The sequence below is a fragment of the Microbacterium oxydans genome, from assembly GCF_000956405.1.
Lineage (GTDB): Bacteria > Actinomycetota > Actinomycetes > Actinomycetales > Microbacteriaceae > Microbacterium > Microbacterium oxydans_C.
Map to the genome: position 1 here is coordinate 246055 of NZ_JYIV01000027.1, position 24098 is coordinate 270152.

Annotated in this window: 23 protein-coding genes; 9 read left to right on the forward strand and 14 right to left on the reverse strand. The window is 67.9% G+C overall.

From position 1 onward, the window contains the following. Positions 1-2: 2 nt before the first annotated feature. The 4 genes from RN51_RS11950 to RN51_RS11960 are packed head-to-tail and all read right to left on the reverse strand — an operon-like array spanning position 3 to position 2691. Complete coding sequence (locus RN51_RS11950; protein WP_045264257.1) at positions 3-941, reverse strand: amidohydrolase family protein; 939 nt, start codon at positions 939-941, stop codon at positions 3-5. Between the two features lies 1 nt (position 942). Then, positions 943-1530 carry a 4-carboxy-4-hydroxy-2-oxoadipate aldolase/oxaloacetate decarboxylase gene (gene ligK, locus RN51_RS11955; RefSeq protein WP_231579283.1) on the reverse strand — a complete coding sequence of 196 codons (588 nt, stop codon included), beginning with the start codon at positions 1528-1530 and terminating at the stop codon, positions 943-945. Next, entirely contained in the window at positions 1512-1643 is a 132-nt protein-coding gene (locus RN51_RS18805; RefSeq protein ID WP_269430492.1) for a hypothetical protein, read from the reverse strand. Before RN51_RS18805 ends, ligK begins: the two co-directional genes overlap by 19 nt. A gap of 16 nt (positions 1644-1659) precedes the next feature. Beyond that, positions 1660-2691 carry an amidohydrolase family protein gene (locus tag RN51_RS11960; RefSeq protein WP_045264258.1) on the reverse strand — a complete coding sequence of 344 codons (1032 nt, stop codon included), beginning with the start codon at positions 2689-2691 and terminating at the stop codon, positions 1660-1662. 107 nt (positions 2692-2798) lie between these two features. Here RN51_RS11960 and RN51_RS11965 point away from each other — a divergent pair, with 107 nt between their 5' ends. Beyond that, positions 2799-3722 (forward strand): LysR family transcriptional regulator, encoded by a 924-nt coding sequence (locus RN51_RS11965; RefSeq protein ID WP_045264259.1) that lies wholly within the window; start codon positions 2799-2801, stop codon positions 3720-3722. Here the strand turns inward: RN51_RS11965 and RN51_RS11970 are convergent. Then, positions 3719-4378 carry a hypothetical protein gene (locus RN51_RS11970; RefSeq protein ID WP_045264260.1) on the reverse strand — a complete coding sequence of 220 codons (660 nt, stop codon included), beginning with the start codon at positions 4376-4378 and terminating at the stop codon, positions 3719-3721. The genes RN51_RS11965 and RN51_RS11970 overlap by 4 nt on opposite strands. A gap of 57 nt (positions 4379-4435) precedes the next feature. Between RN51_RS11970 and RN51_RS11975 the strand changes: the two genes are divergently transcribed. Continuing rightward, positions 4436-5182 carry an IclR family transcriptional regulator gene (locus RN51_RS11975; RefSeq protein ID WP_045264261.1) on the forward strand — a complete coding sequence of 249 codons (747 nt, stop codon included), beginning with the start codon at positions 4436-4438 and terminating at the stop codon, positions 5180-5182. A 99-nt stretch (positions 5183-5281) separates the two neighbouring features. Then, positions 5282-6463, forward strand: a complete 1182-nt coding sequence (locus RN51_RS11980; protein WP_045264262.1) for a 4-hydroxybenzoate 3-monooxygenase — start codon at positions 5282-5284, stop codon at positions 6461-6463. A gap of 16 nt (positions 6464-6479) precedes the next feature. Here RN51_RS11980 and RN51_RS11985 read toward each other — a convergent pair whose 3' ends face one another. From RN51_RS11985 to RN51_RS11995, 3 genes are all read right to left on the reverse strand, one after another. After that, positions 6480-7322 (reverse strand): hypothetical protein, encoded by an 843-nt coding sequence (locus RN51_RS11985; RefSeq protein ID WP_045264263.1) that lies wholly within the window; start codon positions 7320-7322, stop codon positions 6480-6482. Positions 7323-7341: 19 nt separating this feature from the next. After that, positions 7342-8712, reverse strand: a complete 1371-nt coding sequence (locus tag RN51_RS11990) for a VCBS repeat domain-containing M23 family metallopeptidase (protein ID WP_231579284.1) — start codon at positions 8710-8712, stop codon at positions 7342-7344. An 87-nt stretch (positions 8713-8799) separates the two neighbouring features. Beyond that, positions 8800-9063 carry a hypothetical protein gene (locus RN51_RS11995; protein ID WP_231579285.1) on the reverse strand — a complete coding sequence of 88 codons (264 nt, stop codon included), beginning with the start codon at positions 9061-9063 and terminating at the stop codon, positions 8800-8802. A gap of 133 nt (positions 9064-9196) precedes the next feature. Between RN51_RS11995 and RN51_RS12000 the strand changes: the two genes are divergently transcribed. The 3 genes from RN51_RS12000 (at position 9197) to RN51_RS12010 (ending at position 11686) form a co-directional block, all read left to right on the forward strand. Beyond that, complete coding sequence (locus RN51_RS12000) at positions 9197-9502, forward strand: hypothetical protein (protein ID WP_045264265.1); 306 nt, start codon at positions 9197-9199, stop codon at positions 9500-9502. A gap of 49 nt (positions 9503-9551) precedes the next feature. Beyond that, complete coding sequence (locus RN51_RS12005; protein ID WP_231579286.1) at positions 9552-10076, forward strand: hypothetical protein; 525 nt, start codon at positions 9552-9554, stop codon at positions 10074-10076. Between the two features lie 212 nt (positions 10077-10288). Beyond that, positions 10289-11686 carry a hypothetical protein gene (locus RN51_RS12010; RefSeq protein ID WP_052674698.1) on the forward strand — a complete coding sequence of 466 codons (1398 nt, stop codon included), beginning with the start codon at positions 10289-10291 and terminating at the stop codon, positions 11684-11686. An 82-nt stretch (positions 11687-11768) separates the two neighbouring features. Here the strand turns inward: RN51_RS12010 and RN51_RS12015 are convergent, their stop codons facing one another. From RN51_RS12015 to RN51_RS12030, 4 genes are all read right to left on the reverse strand, one after another. Next, positions 11769-12887 carry a fatty acid desaturase family protein gene (locus RN51_RS12015; protein ID WP_197073252.1) on the reverse strand — a complete coding sequence of 373 codons (1119 nt, stop codon included), beginning with the start codon at positions 12885-12887 and terminating at the stop codon, positions 11769-11771. A gap of 156 nt (positions 12888-13043) precedes the next feature. Continuing rightward, positions 13044-13328, reverse strand: coding sequence for a hypothetical protein (locus RN51_RS12020; protein WP_045264268.1), 285 nt, complete (start codon positions 13326-13328; stop codon positions 13044-13046). 202 nt (positions 13329-13530) lie between these two features. Next, positions 13531-14226, reverse strand: coding sequence for an intradiol ring-cleavage dioxygenase (locus RN51_RS12025; RefSeq protein ID WP_331454245.1), 696 nt, complete (start codon positions 14224-14226; stop codon positions 13531-13533). Between the two features lie 340 nt (positions 14227-14566). After that, positions 14567-15709 (reverse strand): low temperature requirement protein A, encoded by a 1143-nt coding sequence (locus RN51_RS12030; RefSeq protein ID WP_045264373.1) that lies wholly within the window; start codon positions 15707-15709, stop codon positions 14567-14569. A gap of 351 nt (positions 15710-16060) precedes the next feature. On the opposite strand from RN51_RS12030, the gene RN51_RS12035 reads away from it, so the two are divergent. The 3 genes from RN51_RS12035 to RN51_RS12045 all read left to right on the forward strand — a co-directional run bounded on the left by RN51_RS12035 (position 16061) and on the right by RN51_RS12045 (position 19921). Continuing rightward, positions 16061-17587 carry a sugar transferase gene (locus tag RN51_RS12035; protein ID WP_045264269.1) on the forward strand — a complete coding sequence of 509 codons (1527 nt, stop codon included), beginning with the start codon at positions 16061-16063 and terminating at the stop codon, positions 17585-17587. 4 nt (positions 17588-17591) lie between these two features. After that, positions 17592-18788 (forward strand): glycosyltransferase, encoded by a 1197-nt coding sequence (locus RN51_RS12040; RefSeq protein WP_045264270.1) that lies wholly within the window; start codon positions 17592-17594, stop codon positions 18786-18788. A gap of 68 nt (positions 18789-18856) precedes the next feature. Continuing rightward, the gene (locus RN51_RS12045) at positions 18857-19921 is read left to right on the forward strand and encodes a glycosyltransferase (RefSeq protein WP_231579288.1); all 1065 of its coding nucleotides are present in this window, start codon (positions 18857-18859) and stop codon (positions 19919-19921) included. An 87-nt stretch (positions 19922-20008) separates the two neighbouring features. Here the strand turns inward: RN51_RS12045 and RN51_RS12050 are convergent, their stop codons facing one another. Next, positions 20009-21319 (reverse strand): lipopolysaccharide biosynthesis protein, encoded by a 1311-nt coding sequence (locus RN51_RS12050; RefSeq protein WP_045264272.1) that lies wholly within the window; start codon positions 21317-21319, stop codon positions 20009-20011. A gap of 10 nt (positions 21320-21329) precedes the next feature. Then, positions 21330-24095: a right-handed parallel beta-helix repeat-containing protein gene (locus RN51_RS18430; protein ID WP_052674699.1), complete on the reverse strand. Its 2766-nt coding sequence runs from the start codon at positions 24093-24095 to the stop codon at positions 21330-21332. Between the last annotated feature and the right edge of the window lie 3 nt (positions 24096-24098).

Consider the following 24098-nt stretch of genomic DNA (forward strand, 5'->3'; position numbering starts at 1 on the left):
GGTCAGTCTCCTTCTTCTTTCCAGTAGAGGCGCCGGGGATTGTCGACGAGCAGCTTGCGCTGCAGCTCGACGGTCGTCGCGATCTGCGGGATGTAGTCGACCAGCAGGCCGTCATCGGGCATGTGGTCCTTGAGGTTCGGGTGCGGCCAGTCCGTGCCCCAGAGCACACGATCCGGGAACTCCTCGATCACACGTCGGGCGAAGGGCACGACATCGGCGTAGGCATGCTGCTCTCCGTCGAGGGCTGTCGGTCCCGTGACGCTGAGTCGCTCGGGGCACGACACCTTCGTCCACACGTTGTCGTTCTCGCGCAGGAAACGCAGGAACAGGCCGAAGTCTTCACCGTCCGGATCCTTCGTCACGTCGGGTCGACCCATGTGATCGACGACCACCGTCACCGGGATCGCCGAGAAGAAGTCGTACAGCTCCGGCAGGTCTTCGGCCTCGAAGTAGATGACCACGTGCCAGCCGAGCGGAGCGATCTTCGACACGATCTCCTCCAGCGAATCCGTGGGAACCCGGTCGACGAGGCGCGTGACGAAGTTGAACCGCACTCCGCGCACCCCGGCCTCGTGCAGCTCCGCGAGCTCCTCCTCGGTGATGTCACGTCGCACGGTGGCGACGCCCCTGGCCCGACCCGCACCACGACGGAGGGCATCGACGAGGGCGCTGTTGTCGGAGCCGTGGCACGTGGCCTGCACGACGACATTGCAGTCGAAGCCGAGACGGTCGCGCAACGCGAAGAGCTGTGCGGCCGAAGCATCACACGGGGTGTACTTGCGCTCGGGAGCGTACGGGAACTGCGCGCCGGGGCCGAAGACGTGGCAGTGCGCATCGACCGCTCCCTCGGGCAGCGTGAACGTCGGCACCGATGGGGCCTCGTACCAGTCCAGCCAGCCAGGAGTCTTCTCGAAGTCGCCCGAGGTGTCACCGTGAGCCATCTCAGTCCTCCACGTACTCGAGGCCGGCGTCGGTCAGGCGCTCTCGCATGCCGTACAGGTCGAGGCCGAGAACGCCGTCTCGGAACCGCTGCCGTTTGGACTCCTCGTCGTCCTCACGCCTCCGGCAGACGTCCGCCACTGCACCCACGATCCCTCTGGGCACGACGACGACGCCATCGACATCCGCCACGACGACATCGCCGGGGTTCACGAGCGCGTTCGCCACGACCACCGGCACGTTGACCGAGCCGAGCGTCGCCTTGACCGTGCCCTTCGCGTTGACCGCACGGGAGAAGACCGGGAACCGCATCCGCTCCAGGTCGGCGACGTCGCGGACTCCCCCGTCGATCACGAGGCCCCGACATCCGCGAGCCGCCAGCGAGGTCGCCAGCAGCTCTCCGAAGAACCCGTCCTCGCTCTCGGTCGTGCAGCCGGCCACGACCACATCGCCCTCCTGCACCTGTTCCGCGGCGACGTGGAGCATCCAGTTGTCGCCCGGCTGCAGCAGCACCGTCACAGCAGGGCCGCACAGCCGAGCGCCGCGATCCACGGGGCGGATGTACGGGCGCATCAGGCCCACACGCCCCATGGCCTCATGGCCTCATGGATGGTCGCCACACCGAACTCGGAGAGGCGAGCCACCTCGCCGCAGTCTGGCCGCTCGATGCGGGTGCGGACGATGCCGAGGTCGTTCAGACGCATCTCTTGTTCTCCGATCTCACAGGCCGCGCAGGGTCAAGGCGCGGTCGAGGCGCGGGTAGACACGTCGGGCGTTGCCCTCGAAGATCTGCTCCCGCTGGGCTGGGCCGAGGTTCGTCGTCGCGTCGATGTAGCGCCGGGTGTCGTCGAAGTGGTGTCCCGTGCGCGGATCGATATCGCGCACGGCACCGATCATCTCGCTGGCGAACAGGATGTTCTCCGTCGGGATCACCTCGGTCAACAGGTCGATGCCCGCCTGGTGGTACACGCAGGTGTCGAAGTACACGTTCCCCAGCAGGTGCTCCTCGAGATCGGGCCTGCCCAGCGCCATCGCGAGCCCGCGGAAACGGCCCCAGTGGTACGGCACGGCACCGCCGCCGTGCGGGATCACCAGCGCGAGGTCGGGGAAGTCCCGGAACAGATCCCCCTTGATGAGCTGCATCACCGCGGTGGTGTCCGCGCCGAGATAGTGGTCGCCGGTCGTGTGGAACACATCGGGCCGACACGTGGTGCTGACGTGGATCATCGCGGGGATCCCGTACTCCACGAGCTTCTCGTAGACCGGGTACCAGGAGCGGTCGGTCAGCGCGGGAGCCGACCACCGACCGCCGGAGGGATCGGGGTTGATGTTCACCGTGACGGCGCCGAGCTCTTCGACCGCGCGGGTCAGCTCGGCGATCGTCGTCGCGGGGCTCGCCTCCGGAGACTGCGGCAGCATCGCCCCCATCAGGAACCTGTCCGGGAAGAGCCGACTGACACGCGCGACGAGATCGTTGCAGATGCGGGCCCAGGTCTCGCTCACCGCGAGGTCTCCGACGTGATGCGCCATGAACGACGCACGCGGGCTGAAGACCGTGATGTCGCTACCCCGCTCGTCCATGAGCCGCAGCTGGTTCGCCTCGATCGTCTCGCGGATCTCGTCATCGGTGATCTGCAGGGCATCGGGGTCGGGAGCCGAGCCGCCGCCCTCAGCGAACGCGATCTGCAGGTCACGCCACGCGCCGAGCGATACGGGTGCGGTCGTGTAGTGACCGTGGATGTCGATGATCAACGCGTGTCGTCCTTGCCACTCGGAGGGTGATGACGTCGACACTAGGTCGGGGACTTTCCACTAGTCCAATAGATGCGTAAGTGGCAAAGAATAGAGATGATCTATGCATGTCGATCACCGATCTGAACCAGCTGCGCACGTTCGTCGTGCTCTACGAGCTGCGGAGCGTCACGGCGGCCGCCGAGCACCTGCACGTGACCCAGCCGACCGTCAGCTACACACTGCGCCGACTCCGTGATCGATTCAAGGACGAGCTGTTCCGCCGCGAAGGGCACGAGATGGTGCCCACCGCGAAGGCGACCGCGCTGTTCATGCCGCTGCACGAGGCTCTGGCGCAGATCGACGCCACGGTGAGCGACCCCGACGCCTTCGATCCCGCCCGCTTCACCGGGGAGCTGACCCTCGGCCTCACCTCGATCGGCGAGCAGACCTTCCTCCCCCCGGTGATGGCGGCACTCGCCCACCAGCACGCCCGACCGCATCTCAAGGTCGAACGCCTCGACGCCGACCACGTCGAGGAGGGCCTCATCCGGGGCTCCATCGACCTGGCGATGACGGTGTCGGTGCTCGAGGGACCACGCCTGTGGCGCTCACGCGTGCGAGCGGTCGAGTACGTGGCTCTCTCCTCAGCGCTTGCTCCGCTCCCCGCGACAGCGCCCGACATGTTCGATGGCCGTCACTTCGTGCGGGTGTCGGCGCGCGGTGGACACGTGTTCCCCCTGCAGGCGCTGATCGAGAACGGTCTCATGTCGCAGGTGTCCCTCACGGTCCAGGAGTACGCGACCGTGCCGACCGTGGTGCAGACCACCGATCTGGTGGCTCTGCTGCCCCGACACGTGGCGGAGGTGTTCAGCGGCTGGTTCGACGGGCTCCGCATCAGCGACCTGCCATGGCCCGCGCAGAGCACCCCGGTCTCCCTGTACACCCGACGCGACGCCGCCCTCTCCCCCGCTCAGCGCTGGTTCCGCGGCCTCGTGCGGGACGCGGTGAGCACCGAGGAGTACCTCCACCCCGCGGGAGAGACCGACTAGCGGCGAGACGTGCGGTTCCAGCTGGCCTTCGCCGGGGCGAACGGGCTGCGCACGTGGATCGACCACGTCGAGTGGGGGTGGATCGAGAGGATCGCGCGTTCGTACCACCCGCGTGCGTCGTCGTCGAGCACGGCCAGGACCGCGTCCTTGTCGAGGTCGTCCTCGGGGCGGGGACGCAGTGCCTTCCAGACCAACTGCAGCTGCGGCGCCCCGATCGGAACGCCGTCGAGGTCGACGACCGCGCGCTCCCACGGGAGGGTCAGACGCGGATCGCGCTTGTAGACCCAGGCGTCCCGCGTGCCGTCCTCGACGTTCACCTGGAGCACCCACATCTCGCGCGACTCGTCGCGCACCAGCACCGGCTGCCTGTCGCTGTCGCCGGGAGCCTCGTCGAACGGAACGACGTACCCTTCAGCCTCGGCCGGCGCCCAGACGGTGAAGCCCGCCGGGAGACCGTCGACGAGCGCGGGCAGGTCCGAGGCGATCACGCTGACATCGGTGTTCGGCCTGGTCCTGATCTCCCGGCCGAGCCAGCGATCGAGCGCGACGCCACCCGACACCCACCAGCGGACCGGCGAGTCCCCGAGCAGCGCGATCACGCCACCGACGTCAGTCGGCTGCCAGGGTGTCGCGGAACCGAGCACGGGCGTCGTCATGCACCGAGGGTACCTCCCCGTCGGCCGTCCGGCGCACGTCCGTGGAAGACTGCGGGCATGGCGAATTCCCCGTCCGGCGAGTCGATGACGGATCGCATCGTGCGCGTGCTCGACACGTTCAGCGTGGACCGGACGATGCAGACCACGACCGAGATCGCGCAGCGTGCCGGGCTCGCCTCCTCGACCGCGCATCGGATCGTCGGCGACCTGATCCGCTCCGGCCTGCTCGAGCGCGACGAGGACAGGCGCGTGCGGCTGGGCATGCGGCTGTGGGAGCTCGCGCTGCGCGGATCGAGCGCCCTGCGTCTGCGTCAGGCTGCGCTCCCGCACATGGCGGACGTGCAGACGCGGATCCGTCAGCACACCCAGTTGGCCGTGCTCGACCAGGGGGAAGCGCTGTTCCTCGAACGTCTCTCCCACCCGGACGCCGGCGCGAACATCACCAGAGTGGCCGGGCGCCTTCCACTGCATGCATCGTCGTCCGGGCTCGTGCTCCTCGCCTTCGCCGACCCGGAGGTGCGCGACCGGGTGCTGGACGGACCGCTTCCGGCACTGACTCGCGAGACCATCACCGATCCGACGGCACTCCGCACCACGATCACCGGCATCCGCCGCCAGGACTTCGTCGTCGCTCCCGGGTCGATCGATGCCGTCTCGACGGGGGTGGCCGTGCCGGTCCGCGACCGCGGCGTCGTCGTGGCGGCGCTGTCCGCGGTGCTGCCGCGGGCGATGTCGACGGGGCCGGCACTGCGCGCCCTGCAGCACGCCGCGACCGCCATCGAGGAGACCCTGCATCAACGGTAGTCATCCCATTCAACGGGAACCGACGGGAGAGCTGCGGCGGACTACCCCACACTGATCGGCAGAGCGGACGCACCGGCGCCGCCTGTCGAAGGAGACACCATGCCCCAGTCGATCCGCACCCGCGTGGCGATCGTCGGAGCCGGCCCCGCCGGGCTGATCCTGTCCCATCTGCTCGCAGAGGAAGGCATCGAGTCGGTCGTGATCGACCGACGCACGCGTGCCGAGATCGAGTCGACCATCCGCGCCGGCATCCTCGAACAGGGCACGGTCGAGCTGCTCACCCGCATCGATCCCGGAACCCGTGTGCAGACCGTCGGCGAGCGCCATGACGGCATCGAACTGCGGTTCCAGGGCGAGGGGCACCGCATCGACTTCCAGGCCCTCGTCGGCCGCAGCGTCTGGCTCTACCCGCAGCACGAGGTGCTCACCGATCTGCTGGCGCTGCGAGCGGGCGCCGGGCAGGATCTCCGGTTCGGCGTCACGGCCTCCGGGATCGACGACACCGACCCGGACCAGCCGCGTGTGATCGCCACGGATTCGCAAGGAGACAACGTCGTGATCGACGCAGACTTCGTCGTCGGCGCCGACGGCTCACGCTCCGTCATGCGCTCCGCCGTCGCCGGCGCCTCGGGGAACGGCGTCTTCCGGGAGTATCCCTTCGCCTGGTTCGGCATCCTCTGCGACGCTCCTCCCAGCTCCGACGAGCTCATCTACAGCAACTCCGACGACGGTTTCGCCCTCATCAGTCAGCGCAGTCCGCAGGTGCAGCGCATGTACTTCCAGTGCGACCCCGGCATGGATGCACAGGCACCGAGCGAGGCCGAGATCTGGGCGACCTTGCAGGCCAGAGTGCCCGGAACGTCTCTGAAACGAGGACCCGTCTTCCAGCGGGACGTGCTGAGTTTCCGCAGCTTCGTCGCGGGCGAGCTCCGACGAGGACGGCTCGCTCTCGTGGGCGACGCCGCACATACGGTGCCGCCCACCGGCGCGAAGGGCATGAACCTGGCGGTCGCCGACGTGGTACTCCTCGCGCGGGCGCTGCACGCGCTGTTGCGGGAGGACGACTCCCGGCTCATCGACACCTACTCCGAGCGCGCACTGCGACGCATCTGGAAAGCACAGCACTTCTCGTGGTGGATGACCGGCATGCTCCACACCCCGCCCCGCGGGGACGACTTCGACCGGCGTCGCCAGATCGGCGAACTGCGGTCTGTGGTCGAGTCCGAGGCAGGACGCGCGTACCTGGCGGAGGCCTACACCGGGTGGCCGCTCGACGTCTGACCGGCACTCGTCGCCGTCAGAGCGATTCCGCCGCCTTCCGCGCCCGCTCCAGGTCGCGCGCCGCCGCTTCGGCTCGCTGACTCGCAGCGACTCGCTCTTCCTCTGCTCCCGACGCTTCGAGCTCCGCGCGCTCCACATCGGCATGGGTGCGGGTGAGTTGCGCTTCGAGGTCGGCGGCACGGTCGGCCAGCTCCGAGATGCGCGCCCGCAGCGTCTGCAGCGCCGCATCCCGCCGTGCGAGTTCACGCTCCGCGGCCGAGTGCTCCTTCTCGGCCGCCGCGATCGCTCGCTCGGCGTCGCGGCGCGCCCGTCGGGCCTTCAGCTCGTCCGTCGGAGGGGGCGGTACCGGTTCGAGGTCGGGCACGTCACCAGCCACCGCTGCACGGATCTCACTCGCCGTGGCCGAGGGGTCGAGAGCGCGCAGCAGTCGGCCGGAGGCGACAGCTGACGCCGCCGCCGGATCGAAGAAGGCTGCCGAGATGGTCTGCTCGACCGCCTCGAGCGTCGACGGCGTCACACGTTCGCCGCGTGATGCGGCCAACTCGCCCGCGGACTGAGCGAGCCGCCTCGTGAGGGCGCGACGTTCCCTTCCGAGCTTCGCCAGCGCGGGAGCGTCCAGGTCCTCCTGGGCCTCGCGGAGTTCTCGAGCCAGCTCCAGCGCTTCCCCGAGCTGCGCCTCTCGCTCGCGTGCGAACAGATTGACCACCCAGGCCGCGATCGACGGCTTTCTCAGGGCGAGGATCCGAGAGGCGAGCTCCGGATCGACCTCTCCGGCGCGGGTCTTGCGCGACGACACGAACGATTCCGGGGGATCCGAATACAGCGCGGCCGCGATCTCCTCGAAGCTGGCGTCCGTCATGCGCCCACGATACGCCGGGCTACTCGATCGCGAGGTGATCCGCCCAGTCGGCGCTGACCAGCTTCCGCCCACCGAATCCGCCGTCTCCGTTGCCGGGATAGAGGAAGAGCTGGCCGGACGGCGTCCGTGCCAGCAGGTCCGCCTTCCCATCGCCGTCGTAGTCAGCACCTCCGGTCACAGCGGTGAACTCCTGCCAACCGCTTCCGACGTTCACGGGAGAAGCGAAGGCGTTCGTCACGCCGCGGTAGAAGTAGAGTGCGCCGGTGTCGCCGATCGCGATGATGTCACCGCGGCCGTCGTTGTCGAAGTCACCGCCGATCAGGAAGTGGAACCCCTGCCATCCTCCGCCGATGGTCACGCTCGGCTCAGTGAACCCGCCGACACCGTTTCCTCGATGGATGACGAGCGTCCCCCCTGGTGAGACACCCAGCACGTCGTGCTTCCCATCGCCGGTGTAGTCGGCGCCGGACGTCACATGCAAGAGGCCGTACCACCCGCTGCCGATGATCACCGGCGCAGCGAATCCGCCGGCGCCGTTGCCTGCGAAGAACTCGAGCGCGCCATCTGCGCGTGCCCCCAGGACGTCTCCCTTGCCGTCGCCGTTGAGGTCGGTCCGGGTGAGGTGCCTTCGATCCGCCGCCCACCCCGCAGCCACGGTCGTCGCCGTCTGGAAGCCTCCAGCGCCGGTTCCTGCGCGAAGACGCAGGTCGCCGTTCCCGGCGACGACCAGCAGGTCCGACTTGTTGTCGCCCGTGTAGTCCGCGGGAGGGATCGGGGGTCCCGTCTCGGTGCGGAGGCCGGGGACGAACAGCGGAATGGTGCCACCGCGCGTCACGTTCGAGAGGCACACGAAGCCGTTGTTGATCGCGGTGTAGACCGCCCCGTTGAGGCGCAGCTCGAAGTGGAGGTGATACGCCGGCGAGTTGCCCGTGTTCCCGACCACGCCGATCTGCTGCCCGCGCTCCACCCGAGTTCCCGGCGCATACGTTCCCGGTGACGCCATATGCGCGTATCGCGTGACGTAACCGCCCGGATGCTCGACGTCCGTGTAGTTGCCGTAGCCGCTGTTCACCGTGCGCGATTTGATGACGCCGCTGTAGGCCGCGAGGATCGGCGTGCCTCCCGCGGCGGAGATGTCGATGCCCTCATGTGCGCGGTAGTTGCCGCGGCAACCGTCGCCGACCTTGGATTGGATGTTGCCCGAGGCCGGATACACCAACTGCCCGTCAGTCGCCGCGAGCGCCGAACTGCTCATCGCCAGCGAGGAGGCGACCATCCCGATCGCCAACACGAACACCGTGACGATCGCGGAGCGACGCACGCGCGTACCGGACGGACCCTTCATCTCGAAGTTCCTCTTGATCGACGGCCCCAGGGGCACGATGCCCACCGTCGTCACCGTAGCAGTGCGACTCCCCGTGCCGCCGAACGTGGCCGGGACTCCCCCGTATCCGTCTCCGGAGCCGCGGTTCCGCGATCACAGCAGGTCGTACTCACCGCCGTACGGCACCGCACTGTCACCCGTGTCCCGCGCGTCGAAATCCACCGTCTCGACCGAGATCACGACGTGCGTGACCGAGGTGATCAGCACGCTGACCGAGCGATTGCCCACCACCGTGAACTCGACGAACCCGCCCCCGCGTTGCATCGCCTCCTCTATCCGGCCTCTCAGCTCGACCGCATCCTGCCCCTGCGCCAGGAAGAACTCCGATTCATTGAGCGCAATCCGCGTGCGCGCCATCGTCTGCACCCTGTCCTCCGCTCGTTGTCATTCCGCTGTCGTCATGCTGCGACGGTAACGAGCACACCCCGGCTCGCAGAGGGGGTTGCGCATGAGGCGCAGAAGAGGCAGTGCGCCGGTGTACCGTGATCCCATGGGCAGACTCCGCTATGACGGGACCTCGGATCCGATCCTCATCGAAGACGCGACTCTGGCGCATCTGAAGATCGTCATCTCGACCAAGCTCCGTCGTCAGGAGAGCTTCATGATGACGTGGCTGCCCGTCAACGGTGGGCTCGACAAGCGCGCGACCGTGTGGATCCATCCGGCGATCCCTCTGCAGTTCGGTTACGACGCCGCCGAACCCCCGGCCATCGATCCGCGACTGATCGCCGACATGATGCAGGCGCTCAACGCGTCGGGCGAACTCGTCCTCGATCACCTGATCGCCCCCGCCTGACGTCCCCCGACACGGCAGGATCCCCCGAGGGTCCGGCTACGCTTTGGGCGTGGATTCCGCCCCCTATCTCCTGCTCGGTCTGCCGATCCTCGCACTGATCATCGGCGGCCCGATCCTGCGGAGCCGCCTGCGCCGCCGGGCTGCCGCCGATGGGGACAGGGCGCGGAGGAAGTTCACCGACAAACAGGTCGAGACGGCGCTCGGGGAACTCGGAACCACCCTGGTGATCCACGTGCCGGAGCCACGGGCGCGGGAGATCGTCGCCTCGGCGATGGCGGGGCGGCAACGGGAGTTCGTCATCCGCAGCGACGGCGCATACGGCATCCGCTTCGTCGACCCCGACGACACGCTCGTCCGGCTCGTTCCCGTCATGGAAGGAACGCGGATGCAGGTCGAGACCTTCCGCGAGTACTTCGGCTTTCCGCAGACGGTGCAGTTCTGGACGGAGCTGCGCGCACGTGTCGCGGCCGCAGCAGAAGCTCGCGAGGTGACGGTCGCCGAGGGCACGCCCATCCGCTACGTCCGCGGCGAGACGATCGACGACCGGAACGCCCGCTGGGTGCAGAGCGCCTGACCCGGGCGAACGTCTTCGCCGGATGCCTGGGAAAGACGGACACACAACGAGCCGCAGACGCAACTAGGCTGGACGATGCGCCCTGCCCGCCGGGCCTCCGCCGGGTCACGGTGGTGGCGTGCGCCCTGACGACCTCCTCCGGTCCACACGGTCCCGACTGACGGGACGGAGCCGCCGCTCCCGGTGTGGCCACGCCAGAAAGGCAAGAACCCATGAGCGAATCCCCCGGAACCGCAGACCGTGACGGCGAGCGCTCGCCGGACTTCTTCGACCAGCTGATCGAGACCACGCCCCGCGACCAGCAGGGCGCGTTCACCATCGGCTTCCGCGGCTACGACAAGGGCGAGGTCGACGCCGCGCTCTCCGCACTTCGCAATCAGCTCAAGCAGGCGGCCGCCGATGTGGCCGAGGCTCAGGCCCGCGAAGAGGACGCCGTCGAAGCGGTGCGAGAAGAGGAGCGCAAGGCTCGCGAGGCACTCGAGAGCGAGCTCATGGCCGCGAACGCCAAGGTGTCCGACGCCGAGCAGCAGGTCGCCACGCTCACCTCCGAGCTCGTCGACGCCCCGCAGCCGGATGGCGAAGAGGCCCCCTCCCGTCAGCAGTTCGAAGCGATCCTCCGCGTGGCAGAAGAGCAGGCGAACGTACTCATCCAGAACGCCGCAGTGCAGGCCGACCGTCTGATGACGTCCGCCCGCGAGGAAGTGGCAGCGCAGCGCGCCGAGGCCGAGGCCGACGCCGAGCGGATCACCGACCAGGCACAGCGCGACGCCGACCAGGTGCGCTTGAAGATGGACACCGAGTACACGGCGCACGAAGCCCGCATCGAGCGCGAGGCCGCACACGCCGCGGAGAAGGTGAACCAAGCCGCTCAGGAGGCCACGGCGATCCGCACCGAGGCCGAGAAGGGCGCGGCAGCACTGCGCTCCCTCGTCACCCGGGAGACGACCCAGCTGCGTGCCGATGCCGAGCGTGATGTGCGCGACATGAACGCCCGTGTGCTCGAGTTCGAGGAGACCCTCACCCGCCGTCAGGACGACGCGCAGCAGGAGTTCCTGGTGCTGCACAACCAGGCCGTGGCGCACGCGGAGCGAATCACGAACGACGCGAACGAGCAGGTCACCGCTTCGCTCGAGCACGCCCAGCGCATCTCTGCACGCGCCGAGGACTACGAGCGACTGACCCGCTCGCAGGCGCAGGCGATCGAAGCCGAAGCCCAGGTGCGTGCACGCGAGACCCTCGAGCGCGCCCGCGCCAAGGCCCAGAAGATCGTCGACTCCGTCACCGGCCACACCACGGCTGTGCTGCACGACGCGGAGGACCGCACCCGCCAGCTGCGGTGGCAGCAGCAGCAGCTGTCGAGCTTCATGGCGGAGGTGCGCGAGCTGATCCGCCCCGACGGCATCTTCTCCGACGACGCGCTGCCGACGGAGATCACCCGCACGGATGCCCCGGTCTCCCCGGCTGCCCCCGCGGACGCCCCGGCCGAGGACGAGGCACCGGAGGAGACCTTCCTGGGCGACGAGGTGCTCGAGGACGAACTCGACGACGACCGCCCGCTCGAGAAGATCACGATCGACGTGGTGGAGACCAAGAAGAAGTCCTCCAAGTAACGCGAGAACGGCAGAGGCGCGAGCAGGGATTCCTGCTCGCGCCTCTGCCGTTCTCGGACGGTCTGTACCGGTGAGGTGGGGGTTACGCCCGACCGAACTGCGCCGCTGCCGGGCAGTCGAACGGGTCGGCACCGGCGGAGAGTCCGACGCGGTTGAGGTACTCGATGACGATCAGGTAGGAGCGCCCGAGGCTGGTCTCCGTATAGGGGACCCCGTTCGCCGCGCAGTAGTCGCGCACGATGTCGCGTGCCTTCGCCAGGTACGGTCGCGGCATGCTCGGGAAGAGGTGGTGCTCCACCTGGTAGTTGAGACCGCCCATGAGCGAAGTCACCCACCAGCCGCCGCGGATGTTGCGGGAGGTGCGGACCTGCTTCGTGAAGAAGTCGAGTCGGGCGCTCGGGTCGATGATCGGCATGCCCTTGTGGTTCGGTGCGAAGGCGGCCCCCATGTAGACGCCGAACACTGCGAACTGCACGCCCATGAAGGCGAACGCCATTCCGAGGGGCAGCATCATGAACACGGGGACCAGGATGAGGGCGAAACGCAGCGCGATGATGCCGAGCTCGGTCCAGCGCCCCTTCACGTTCTTCGTGGTCATGAGGTACTTCAGACCGAGGTAGTGGAGGTTCAGTCCCTCGAGCGTGAGCAGTGGGAAGAACAGCCAGCCCTGCTTGCGGGTGATCATCCGGATCAGGCCCTTGGACTTGGCAGCGTCTTCCTCGAGGAACGAGATGGTGTCGACCTCGATGTCGGGGTCCTTGCCGACCTGGTTCGGGTTCCCGTGGTGCTTGGTGTGCTTCGAGTCCCACCAGGAGTAGCTCATCCCGATACTGGCGATGACGATACGGGCGAGCGTGAAGTTCGCAGGCCCCGTGCTCAAGATCTGGCGATGCGCGGCCTCATGCCCGAGGAACGCGATCTGCGTCAGGACGATGCCGAGTCCTGCGGCGATGAGCAACTGGAACCAGCTGTCGCCGAGCAGGATGAAACCGGTGATGAGACCGCCGAGGGCTACCGCGAGGCCGGCCGCGACGAAGACGTAGAACCACTGGGCCCGCCGCAGCAGCCCCATCTCCTTGACGACCTGCGACACCTGCTTGTACGCCTGTGCCATCGGCGGGAAGTCCGCGTTTCCGGAATAGGTCTGGCGAACCGGACCGAGCGTTGCCGCGGTCGATTCGATCTGCGTGGTGGAGATGATCTTCTCCTGACGATCGGAGCCCTCGAGCTGTGAAAGCCCAAGGCGGATGCCGAACGCTTACCTCACAGTAGCCCGGGGTCCATGCACGTCAGGGAATACATCGGAACCTCTCGCCGACCCCTCAGTCGAGGGCAGAGGCGGACGTCCGGAAGGCGCTCAGGCTCGGGCGCGGCGGGTGCGACGGCGCCACGCCCGCGGCAGGATCGAGGGGAGGTCCGAGGCGGTCCGCGACGGCCGGTTCGCGTCTTCGAGCGCACGGAACGCGTCCGCGAGTGAATCGAAGCCGCCGAGTTCGGCTCCGTGGTTGTCGCGCACGAGGTGCGTGCTGCCGTCGAACTCGACGAAGCCGGCGAATTCGCCGCCGCGCGTCGCCACGTGCACATCGGTGTCGGCCTGTTTCCAGGTCAACGGGTCGGAAGGAGGAAGGGTGGTGCTGCTCATGGTGATACTCATTGCTGTGTGGCGGACACGCGTGGCGCTCCGCAAGATGTGAGACCGAGGGCGGATTCCGCACGCATCGATGTGCGCGGTCCGTGATGGCCCTGATCAGTGGCGACGTGGCGGCCGAGAGGGGGCGATGCACACACGTTGCTCGACAAGCATAGCAGACCTCCCCCTCTCGACCTCGGATCCCCGTCGAGGCTCAGCTCGACGGCCGACCTCCGCCCGGTCCGCCCTGGCCTCCGCCAGTGCTGGGAGCTGTCGTGGTGTCGACGCCCACCACGAGCGAGGCCGCGTACCCGGCCTGCACCCCACCCGTGACCGTGGCAAGTTGCAGCGCTGCGGAATCGTCGCCGAAGACGTTGTCGCTCGCGAGCGTGATCTGCGACAGGTTCTTCGCGGATCCGTCGTAGGCCGATTCGGCGTAGACGGCCGCGCATGCTGCTTCCGGAAGCGCCAGCTGCGAGGTGGCGATGGCCGCCGTCGAGTCGGTGATCGAACCGACGTCCGGATACACCTCGAAGTGGATGTGCGGCCAGCGGCCCGAGTAGCAACCGGGGAACACCGAGGTGAACGAGACCCTGCCGTCGTCGTCGGCCACCTGCACTCCCCGCAGGTAGGTGACGTCTTCCAGCCCGGAGGAGTACATCGAGTACTCGCCCTGCGCCGTGCAGTGCCAGGCGTACACGGCCACGCCCGCGAAAGGCACGCCGCCGTTCGCCAGGTCGATCACGCGCAGCTCGAAGGTGAGGGGCACGCCCTCCGCCGTCGCACCGCCATCGATCGAGGACCGGATGTCCTGACGCACGATGCCTGCGTCCTCGAGCACATCGGGGCCGTTCGAGCCGTCTCCCGGGTACGGCCCTGCCGTCTCATCGGGAATCTCGTCGACGCTCACGGAATCGCCTCCAGACGTCGCCGTCGTGGTCGGCGTCGGGGTCGACGTGGACGCGCCGCCCGAAGCCGACGGCGCGCAGGCCGCGAGGACCACGGCTCCGAGGCCGACCCCCGCGAGGCCCAGCACACCGCGCCGACTCAGCAGGGTGCGGATGTCGAAGGCCGCCCCCTGATCGACGACCTCCTCGTCGACGCGATCGAGGAGCCGCCCTTCGTATGCAGGACCATCGGGGGGTCTGGGTGGGTTCTGGAATGCTCATGATCTGTCTCCTCCTCGATGGACGCCTGTTGTTGGTGTCCACCAGCGTCGCGGAGCTTCCGATCAGAGATCTCTGCGCCCGCTATGCCTTCTCTATGCGCGAGGAGTCGACGGGCGGCCGGAGCACCAGCACCACCACGACCCCGGCGAGGATGAGCGCCGTCAGCGTCACCGGGACCGGCAGGACGGGATCGAGGAACACCAGCGCCGCGGCCAGAGGAACCACCGTGTTCACGACACGATCCGCGTTGTCACGGATGGCGACCCACCAGATGCCCACGAGGAAGATCGCGATCGGGATGGTGACCGTGAACGATGCGGCGACGTTCGAGAGGTGACTCTTCCCCGTCAGGACGTCGAGCTCCACCTCGATGCCCGCCGAGAACGCGGCCGCGGCTGCGAAGACGAAGTAGTGCGTGTACCCGTAGCGCAGCGATCGCGCGAAGCTCGAGATGGCGCGGTGATGCGGCGGCCAGAAGTAGATCCACCAGAGCGACGCCGTGACGACGAGCGTCAACACCGAGATCGCGATCAGCGGCCCGAGACTCTCGACCTTGTCGAGTGCGTCGATGATCGCATTGGCAGAGGCCAGCAGACTCTCGCCGAGCACGATGAGGGTGAACAGTCCATAGCGCTCGGTGATGTGGTGCGGATGCCACGGGTTCTGCCTGCGGAACTCGGCGAACACCGGGACACTGATCTCGATCAGGGCGAAGAGCGCGAAAGCGGCGAGCTGCAGAGGGCCGGTCGGGATGAGCAGGAACAAGATCCACAGCACCTGGACCGCAGCGATGCCGAACGCGTATCGGCGGGTCACCGATCGCAGCGGTCCTGCCGACCGCGACGCCCGCAGCCACTGCGCCACCATCGCCACGCGCATCACGACGTACCCGAGCACGGGAACGGTGAAGTCGCCCTCGTTGAACGCCCGCGGGATACCGGCTGCGAAGACGAGGACGCCGCCCATCTGCACGAATGTCGTGACGCGGTAGAGCCAGTCATCGGTGTCGAACGATGTGGCGAACCAGGTGAAGTTCATCCAGGCCCACCAGATCGCGAAGAACAGCATCGCGTAGGAGGTGATGCCGTGCAGGAACTCCCCCTCACTGAGAGCGTGGTGCAGCTGGGCGGAGGCGATGCTCACGGCCACCACGAAGACCAGGTCGAAGAACAGCTCGAGCGGACTCGCGGTTCGATGCGGTTGCGCGGGGTCGCGCGGCAGCATGGTTCGAAGCTGGAAGCGTGGACTGTCGATGTTCGCGGTCACCGCGACAGGATAGCCCTCAGACAGGCGCGTGCCGCAGGCTCCGTTCATCCAATCAACAGAATTACCTTCCGGTGGAGCCCGCGTTCCGCTACACTGACTCAAGTCTGCAGTGCCTGCTGTCAGCGATCACCGTGTGGGACGGTGAGAACGCACTCCGTGATGTGGGAATCATGGGGAGTTTCAGCAGGACCCGAGGGGTCGGGACGCAGACGAAAGCCGTGAACGTGGGGTTCATGGTCTGGGGAAACTGGGGAAACACATGTCGCACTGGGGATTTCTGCGTACATTCACGGCTCAAGGGGCCTCGGCATGACTTCCGTCGAGGATGCCCTGAGCATCGCTCGTACGGGCTTCGTGCCGGTCGCGGCTCCGCGAGCCACCAAGTCGGTGACGCGCACGGTGGTCACACCGCGCGCTTCGGCGACCCTGGAACGGCGCCGTCAGTGGGAGCGTCGCTATCGGATGCGTTTGCGGATCACGGATGCGGCCGTCATCCTGTTCGCTCTCGGTCTGACAGCAGCGATCCAGCTGGCGAACGGCGTCTCCGGGCCTGAGGTCCTCCGCGACGGCATCCCCCTCGCCGCGCTGTGGTACCTCCTGCTGAGCGCGCTGCACACGCGGGACGCCGCGTTGTTCCGCGCCAGCGCCACCGAGTACCGCGGCGTCGTGCACGCCACGGGACTCGCCTTCGGGATCATCGCCATCGTGGCGGTGCTGCTCGCCTGGAAGACGATGCAACTGACGCTGCTGCTGGGGCTGCCCGTCGGTGTGCTGACTCTCCTGGTGACCAGGTGGCTGTGGCGCCACTGGCTGCAGACGCAGCGATCCCAGGGGAGGTTCGCCTCCCGCACCCTCGTCGTCGGCAACAGGGACGACGTGGAGTATGTGGTCCGGACGCTGCACCCGATCGGCGCATCCGGCTACCAGGTGGTCGGCGCGACGCTGCTCGACGGCAACGCGCGCGACATCGTGATCGACGACACGCGGTTCCCGGTCCTGGGGAACGTGAACTCCGTGTCGTCGGTCGCGGCCGAAGTCGGCGCCGACACGATCATCGTGGCGAGCCGACCCGAGGGCGAGCCCGAGTTCGTGAAGCAGCTCAGCTGGCAGCTGGAGGGGACCGCCGCCGAGCTCGTGCTGTCGAGTCGTCTCACCGATGTCGCCGGCCCGCGCATCTCCTTCGCACCCGTGGAGGGCCTGCCGCTGATCCAGGTGCAGATCCCGACCTATGAAGGCGGCCAGCACCTGCTCAAGCGCGCCCTCGACATCGCCGTGGCCACGGTGGCGCTCATCCCCATCGCGCTGCTGGCCCCCGTACTCGCCCTGCTGATCAAGCTGGACTCCCCCGGTCCGGTCTTCTTCTTCCAGGAGCGGGTCGGTCGGGACGGTCGACGGTTCAAGATGGTCAAGTTCCGTTCGATGAAGACGGACGCCGAGCAGCAGCTCGCCCTGCTCAAGGAGCAGAACGAGGGCGCCGGGCTTCTCTTCAAGATGAAGGACGACCCCCGCGTCACCCGGGTCGGCAGAGTGCTGCGCAAGCTCTCCCTCGACGAGCTTCCCCAGTTCTGGAACGTCCTCATCGGCGACATGAGCGTGGTCGGGCCTCGGCCGCCGCTGCCCAGCGAGGTCACCGCCTACGACGGCACCGTGTTCCGTCGCCTGTACATCAAGCCGGGCATCACCGGACTGTGGCAGGTCTCCGGACGCAGCGACCTTTCCTGGGACGAGAGCGTCCGCCTCGACCTGCGCTACGTCGAGAACTGGTCCGTCATGAACGACCTGCAGATCATGTGGCGCACCGCCAAGGTCATGGTGCAGCCCAGCGGGGCATACTGATCGGATGAGCAATTCGAACCGCCTCACCATCGCGATGGTGGGGACCAGAGGAGTGCCCGCAGCATACGGCGGTTTCGAAACCGCCATCGAAGAAGTCGGACGCCGTCTCGCGGACCGCGGACACGATGTCGTCGTGTACACCCGTGGTTCCGAGCGGCGCGAGAAGGAGTACCTCGGAATGCGGGTCGTGCACCTGCCCGCGATCCCGGTGAAGCAGATCGAGACCCTGAGCCACACGGGCCTGTCGGCTCTGCACCTCATCTTCCGGCGGCGACCGGACGCGACCTTCGTCTTCAACGCCGCCAACTCGCCGTTCCTGCCGCTGCTCCGGGCACGCCGCGCACCGGTCGCCCTGCACATGGACGGCTTGGAATGGCGGCGCTCGAAGTGGGGCCCGCGCGGCAAGGCGTACTACCGCTGGGCCGAGCAGTTCGGGGTGCGCACGGCCGATGCGCTGATCGCGGATGCACCGGGAATCGCCGACTACTACCGGCACCAGTTCGATGTGCCGACCGAGCTCATCCGGTACGGCGCTCCGATCCTCGATCAGCTTCCGGAACGTGGCGTCGCGGAGATGGACCTGGCCTCCGGCGGGTATCACCTCGTGGTGGCACGATTCGAACCCGAGAACCACGTGCTCGAGATCGTGCAGGGATACCGCGCGAGCGATGCGAAGCTGCCGCTCGTCGTCGTCGGCTCGGCGCCGTACAGCGCGGGGTACACGCAGGAGATCCAGCGGGTGGCCGACGGCGACGACCGGATCCGGCTCGTCGGCGGTGTGTACGACCAGGAGCTGCTCGATGCTCTCTACGCGAACGCGCTCACCTATGTGCACGGCCACTCGGTAGGAGGAACCAACCCCTCGCTGCTGCGCGCCATGGGGGCCGGAACCGCCGTCATCGGCTTCGACGTCCCCTTCAATCGGGAAGTGCTCGACGGAAACGGCTGGTTCTTCGCCGATGCCGCCCAGGTTGCCGAGCACGTGATGGATGCCGAGTCCGATCCGACGGCGACCGCGGCCAGTGGCACCGCCGTGCGGGAGATCGCCCGCACGCGCTTCGACTGGGACGACGTCGCGGACGAGTATGAGGCGCTCGCGCAGCGGATCTCCGAGGGCGCGACCATCCACCCCTCTGCCCGGCGGGCACGCCGACGGTCGACGGACTGGGCACCGGCTCGCGCCGAATCAGGTGCGTCGTGAGCAGCGCGTCCCGGCGACCCACCGTTCTCCTCGTGCACCCGGGCGCCGAACTCTTCGGGTCCGATCGCATGCTCCTTGAGAGTGCCATCGGGCTCGTCGAATCGGGAGCGCGCGTCGTGGTCGCCCTCCCGAGCTCCGGGCTTCTCGTGGACGAGCTGCGCACGGCCGGTGCAGAGGTCGTCATCCTGCCGATGCTCGTGCTCCGCAAAGTGCTGCTCACACCGCGCGGACTGCCCAAGCTGTTCCGCGATACGTTCCGGGGCCTGGGCGCAGCCTGGCGGCTGATCGGTCGGCTCCGCCCCGACGTCGTGTACGTGTCGACGATCATCATCCCCGAGTGGCCGCTGGTCGCGCGGCTGCGGGGAGTCCGCACTGTGAGCCATGTTCATGAAGCCGAGGCATCGGGCAACACGCTCGTCAACGCCCTCCTCTACTCCCCTCATCTGGCGTCCCACCGGACCCTCGTGAACAGCCGTTTCAGCCTGGACACGATCCGAGCTGCGCTGCCCGCGCTGGCCCGGCGCTCCCATGTGGTCTACAACGGCGTCGCCTCTCCCCCGCACCCGGTGTCCCCCCGCCCACGCACCGAGGGCCCACTTCGTGTGCTCTACGTGGGGCGCCTCTCCCCCCGCAAGGGCCCCGATCTCGTGATCGAGGCAGCTTCACGTCTTGATGCCGCGGGGCGCGCAGTGGAAGTCACGCTTCTCGGCGCAGTCTTCGAGGGCTACGAATGGTTCGAACGCGATCTTCGCGCACAGGCGGCTGAGGCCGGGATCACCGTCGACTTCGCCGGGTTCCACAGCGATATCTGGCCGTTCCTCGAGAAGGCCGACGTGCTGCTGGTGCCCTCGCGAGTCGACGAGCCATTCGGGAACACCGCTGTGGAGGGCGTCCTCGCCCTGCGGCCGGTGATCGCGAGCGACAGCAGCGGTCTTCGAGAAGCAGCGGGCGGGTACGGCACGGCGGCACTCGTCGCGGCCGGTGATGCGGATGCGATCGCGTCGGCACTGACCGACATCGACGCCCGATGGGACGAGATCGTCTCGACCGTCGCAGACAGCCGCGCCGAGGCTCTGCGCAGGCATGCGCCGTCGGTCTACCGTTCGAGCATCTCGACGCATCTCCTGGGCTGACGTCCTCCGCCGGTCACCGCAGCCATTGTGCGGCCATTGTGCGGCCGCCTGAGCTGCAGTGGCTGCAGCTCAGAGATGGCCGCCCCGCTACACCTGTTCCAGCTCGCCCACGGTGAGCCGCTTCTTGTTCCGGACGATGTATACCGAGAACGGGATCAGCTGGCACGCGAGGAGGGCGAAGGCGACACCGATCAGCGGTCCGGCGATGCCCAGCACAGGAGTGAGCACGAACGAGAGAGTGATGCCCACGGCAGCCATGCTGAGTGTGGGGATCACCTGGAAGCGGATCCCCGGCTTGTCCATGATGAACATGCCCAGGGGGTACACGGCTGCAGTCATCATGATCATCAGACCGAATGCGAAGATCGTGCTCGGCCGCACCGTCAACTCGCCCTGGGTGATGAACCCGAACAGCCACGGACCGACGAGCCAGACCATCACGGTCGCGACGGCGATGGACCCGGCGAACAGCGCCGACAGCAGGAAGGGCCCTCGCCGGAGGTCACCGTCGTGGCGGCTCTTCGCGAAGTGGGGCCAGAGCGCGAGCCCGCCGGCCATCACGAGTCCGTTGAGGGCGAAGAACACCTGACCAGCCACTCCGTACTCGGCCACGTCGGTGGGGCCGCCGAGCTGCGCGATCACGTAGCGCTGAGAACCCACGGCGATCGGATAGGTGACCATCTGCGCGAGCATCGGCCACCCGACGTCCATGACCCGCACCCCCGGGAAGCGGCGGGGATGCAGGACCATCCGCGCCGCAGTGGGGATCAGCGGTGATGTGGTGCGTGCCGTGATCAGGATGCCGAGCACCGACACGAGGAAGGAGGCGGCGAAGGAGGCGATCGCCACGAAAGAGTGGAGGTTCTCACCGCCGAACGTAAGCATCAGCCAGACGCCGGTCATCGTCAACGGCGAGATCAGCCCCTGGAGGAGGATCACGATGTGGTTGCGGCGCTGCCCCAGCATGATCCGCGCCCACACCCCGAGCGGGATGCCGAGACAGAAGATCGTCACGCAGTAGAAAGCGGCGAGCGAGGCGCCAGGTCTCCCTCCCGCCTCACCGAACACCAGTTCCCAGGCCCCCGTGAGCACGAGGATCGTGTTGATCGCCATCGCCGTCGCCGCGAACATCAGCAGCACTCGCCCGACCGAGGTGAGCTGATACCGCAGCTTCTCATCCGTGCGCACGTTCTCGCTGGTCGCGACGGCGTTGACCAGGACCGCCCCGCTGCCCAGGTCGGTGAACGTCAGCAAGGAGGGGATGGTCGTCAGCAGCGTGTAGAGGGCGAAACTGTCGACGCCGGCGCCGCCGATGATCATCCGGGTCGTGAGAACGCCACAGACCAGCGCGATGACCATCGTCAGCGCACGCGCGCCGACAGCGAGAAGAGAACCCATGCTTACATCGTCACCGGGGCAGGGCTCCCAGCGTCGTGCTGCTCCCGGGGAGTCGTGATACTGAGGCGACGTCGGACGGCACGGGCACCGCTACAGAGCCCTGGATCGCGGTGTAGGGCGACAGCAGAGCGAAGCCTGCGTCGACCACCGGAGCCCCCTCGACGAACTGCGATCGCCGATCCTGTCCGGTCGCAGCGGTGAAGGCGGCCAGGGTGTCCGTCACCGCGGGGTCCTTCGAGACGGAGCCCTTCGACCATGCGGAGAACCAGCGGGGTGTGCCGGGCGATGTGCGATGGTAGAGGTTCCCGTTGACGCTCGACATCATCTGCGACCCGGTGTACTGCAAGGAGAAGTCCTGCACGCAGACCAGGCAGTTGCCGGCGCTCTCGGCCACGATGTTGTTGGACATCGTGATGTTCCGTGTGATCCAGGACGCTTCCGGCGCGAACCGCGTGCGCGGATCATGCCCCGGCGTGTTCGGGTCGGAGGCACGGCGGGCGTCCATCGCGATGCTGATGTTCCGGTTCCCGTTGCCGACCAGCGTGTTGTTCCAGATCTTGACGTTGCCGGAGTTGAGCACCCACAGACCGAACTCGCCGTTGCGGGCGATGACGTTGTCGGCGATCACCGCGCGGTCGGACAACTCGACCATGACACCGTGTCCGCTGTTGCCGATCACATCGTTCCCGGTGAACGCGATATCGAGGACCGATTCGTCGAACCACGGTCCACGCCCGTCGTTCCCGATGAACGCGCTGTCCTTCACCGTCACTCCCCGGGTGCGGGTGACCTTGAACGCGCCGGACACGGGTGCGTCGTTGAAGTGCTCCATGTTGTTTCCCACGGAGAGCATCTGGGTCACGGTCAGGCCGTCCGCCTGCGATGCGCCGCCGCCCAGCAGGCCGTTGCCGATCAAGGAGACGCGCGTCAAGGTGGTCGCGGACGCCCAAGAGTAGAAGCCGGTCGTCGAGTTGTCTCGAATAGTCACATCGGTGAGCGACACGTGGGGCGCTGCGGCGATCACCGTGCCCATCTGCGGAACGCTGGTGGCGTATCGACGCACTCCGATCCCACGCACCTCCGTGCCTGCGGAGCGGATCGACAGCGCCTGTGTGAGCACGCTCGCCTCGACCGTCTTCCCCGTCGGGTTCGTCCCGATCACCAGGCGCTTGGCGGAATCATCGACGAAGAACGTCCCCTCCCCGACCTGGGAGGCGGACGCCACCTCGCGCAGCTGCACCCCTGCGACCCAGACCTGATCCGGGTGTGCGGCCATCGGATGAGCGGGGTCGACGAATCGCCACTCCGCCGCGGTGTTGTCGGGCGCACCCTTCGTGTAGGTCGGACTCGCATCGAGGGCCGTGTTCCAGCCATTGACGAACCAGGTGCTTCCCGAGGGCTTCCAGCCCGTGACCTGCTCCGCACCGTCGAACCACACGGACTCGTTCGGTGCCGGCTGGATGGTGACCCGCTTCTGCGCCGGCACCACGACCTCCTCGTGGTACGAGCCTCCGCGGAGGACGATGGTCCCTCCGTTCGGGACGACCCGCAACGCGGCGGCGACCGTCTTGACGGGCGCGTTCCTGGTTCCGGAGGCTCCGTCGAACCCCGCGGGCGAGACGTACACGGCTGTCGCCGGCGCTTCGTACACGAGCGTTCCCGGGGCCTTGGCGCCGGGTTCACCGCGCACGCCCTCCGGGGTCACCGGAGGCACCGGCTCGGGCTCGGGAGCAGGCGTGGGTTCAGGAGCAGGAGTCGGCTCGGGAGCCGGCGTGGGCTCAGGAGCAGGAGTGGGCTCAGGAGCAGGAGTGGGCTCAGGAGCAGGAGTCGGCTCCGGAGCAGGAGTCGGCTCAGGAGCAGGAGTCGGCTCAGGAGCAGGAGTCGGCTCCGGAGCAGGAGTCGGCTCAGGAGCAGGAGTCGGCTCAGGAGCAGGAGTCGGCTCGGGGGCAGGCGTCGGCTCCGGAGCAGGTGAGGTGACGGAGATGTCGTCGATTCCGACCGGAACAGCGGTCTTCGCCCCCGAAGAGGTGTACAGCGCGAAACCGTATCCGCCCGCGGACTGGATCCGGGCATTCGAGTCGTCGGAGTAGGTCACCTGCCAGTCTCCCGGTTCCGCGGCACTCGACTCCCATGCCTTGGCCGCCAACGCCACCGGACTCGTGCCTGTGACGCTGAACGCCACCGTCAGCGTGGCGCCGCTGGTCACGGTGAGGGGAAGCCGACGCTCGGCCAGGTGCTGCACACGCATGAGGTCGGTGAGTCGCACGATCGACACAAAGGCCGAGCCGTCGGGGTGCACGCGCACGCGCACTCCGTAGGAATCGGCACCGGACACGCGGACCGCCTGGGAGAGATAGAGCGGCCCGCCGACGGGCAGTTCGGGGACTGTCAGTGAGAAGCGGCTGTCCACATCCCCGGCGACGACGCCGTCGACGGTGGCCCTGGCGGTGATACCGGGCTTGCGGCTCGCGAGCAGCGCCTGCTCGCCGGTCACGCTGGCCGTCGCTTCCACCACGCGCCATGCTCCTGCGGGCGAGGAACCCCAGCCCGAATCGACCGTGCGATCCATGTCGTCGGCGATGAGGGGGGCGTCCGTCTGCGCTGACGCCTGCGCGAGGAGCGGCGTGTCTTCCGCAAGAGCCGACGATGGGACGGCCGTCAGCGCGGCGGTGAGCGCGAGGGCAGCGGTCAACGCGCCGGCGACGACCCTGCGGCTGCGTCGCCGAGGCGGACTCGAAGATTCTCGTGAGGCGAGGTCGAGGAACGGAGTGGACACGAT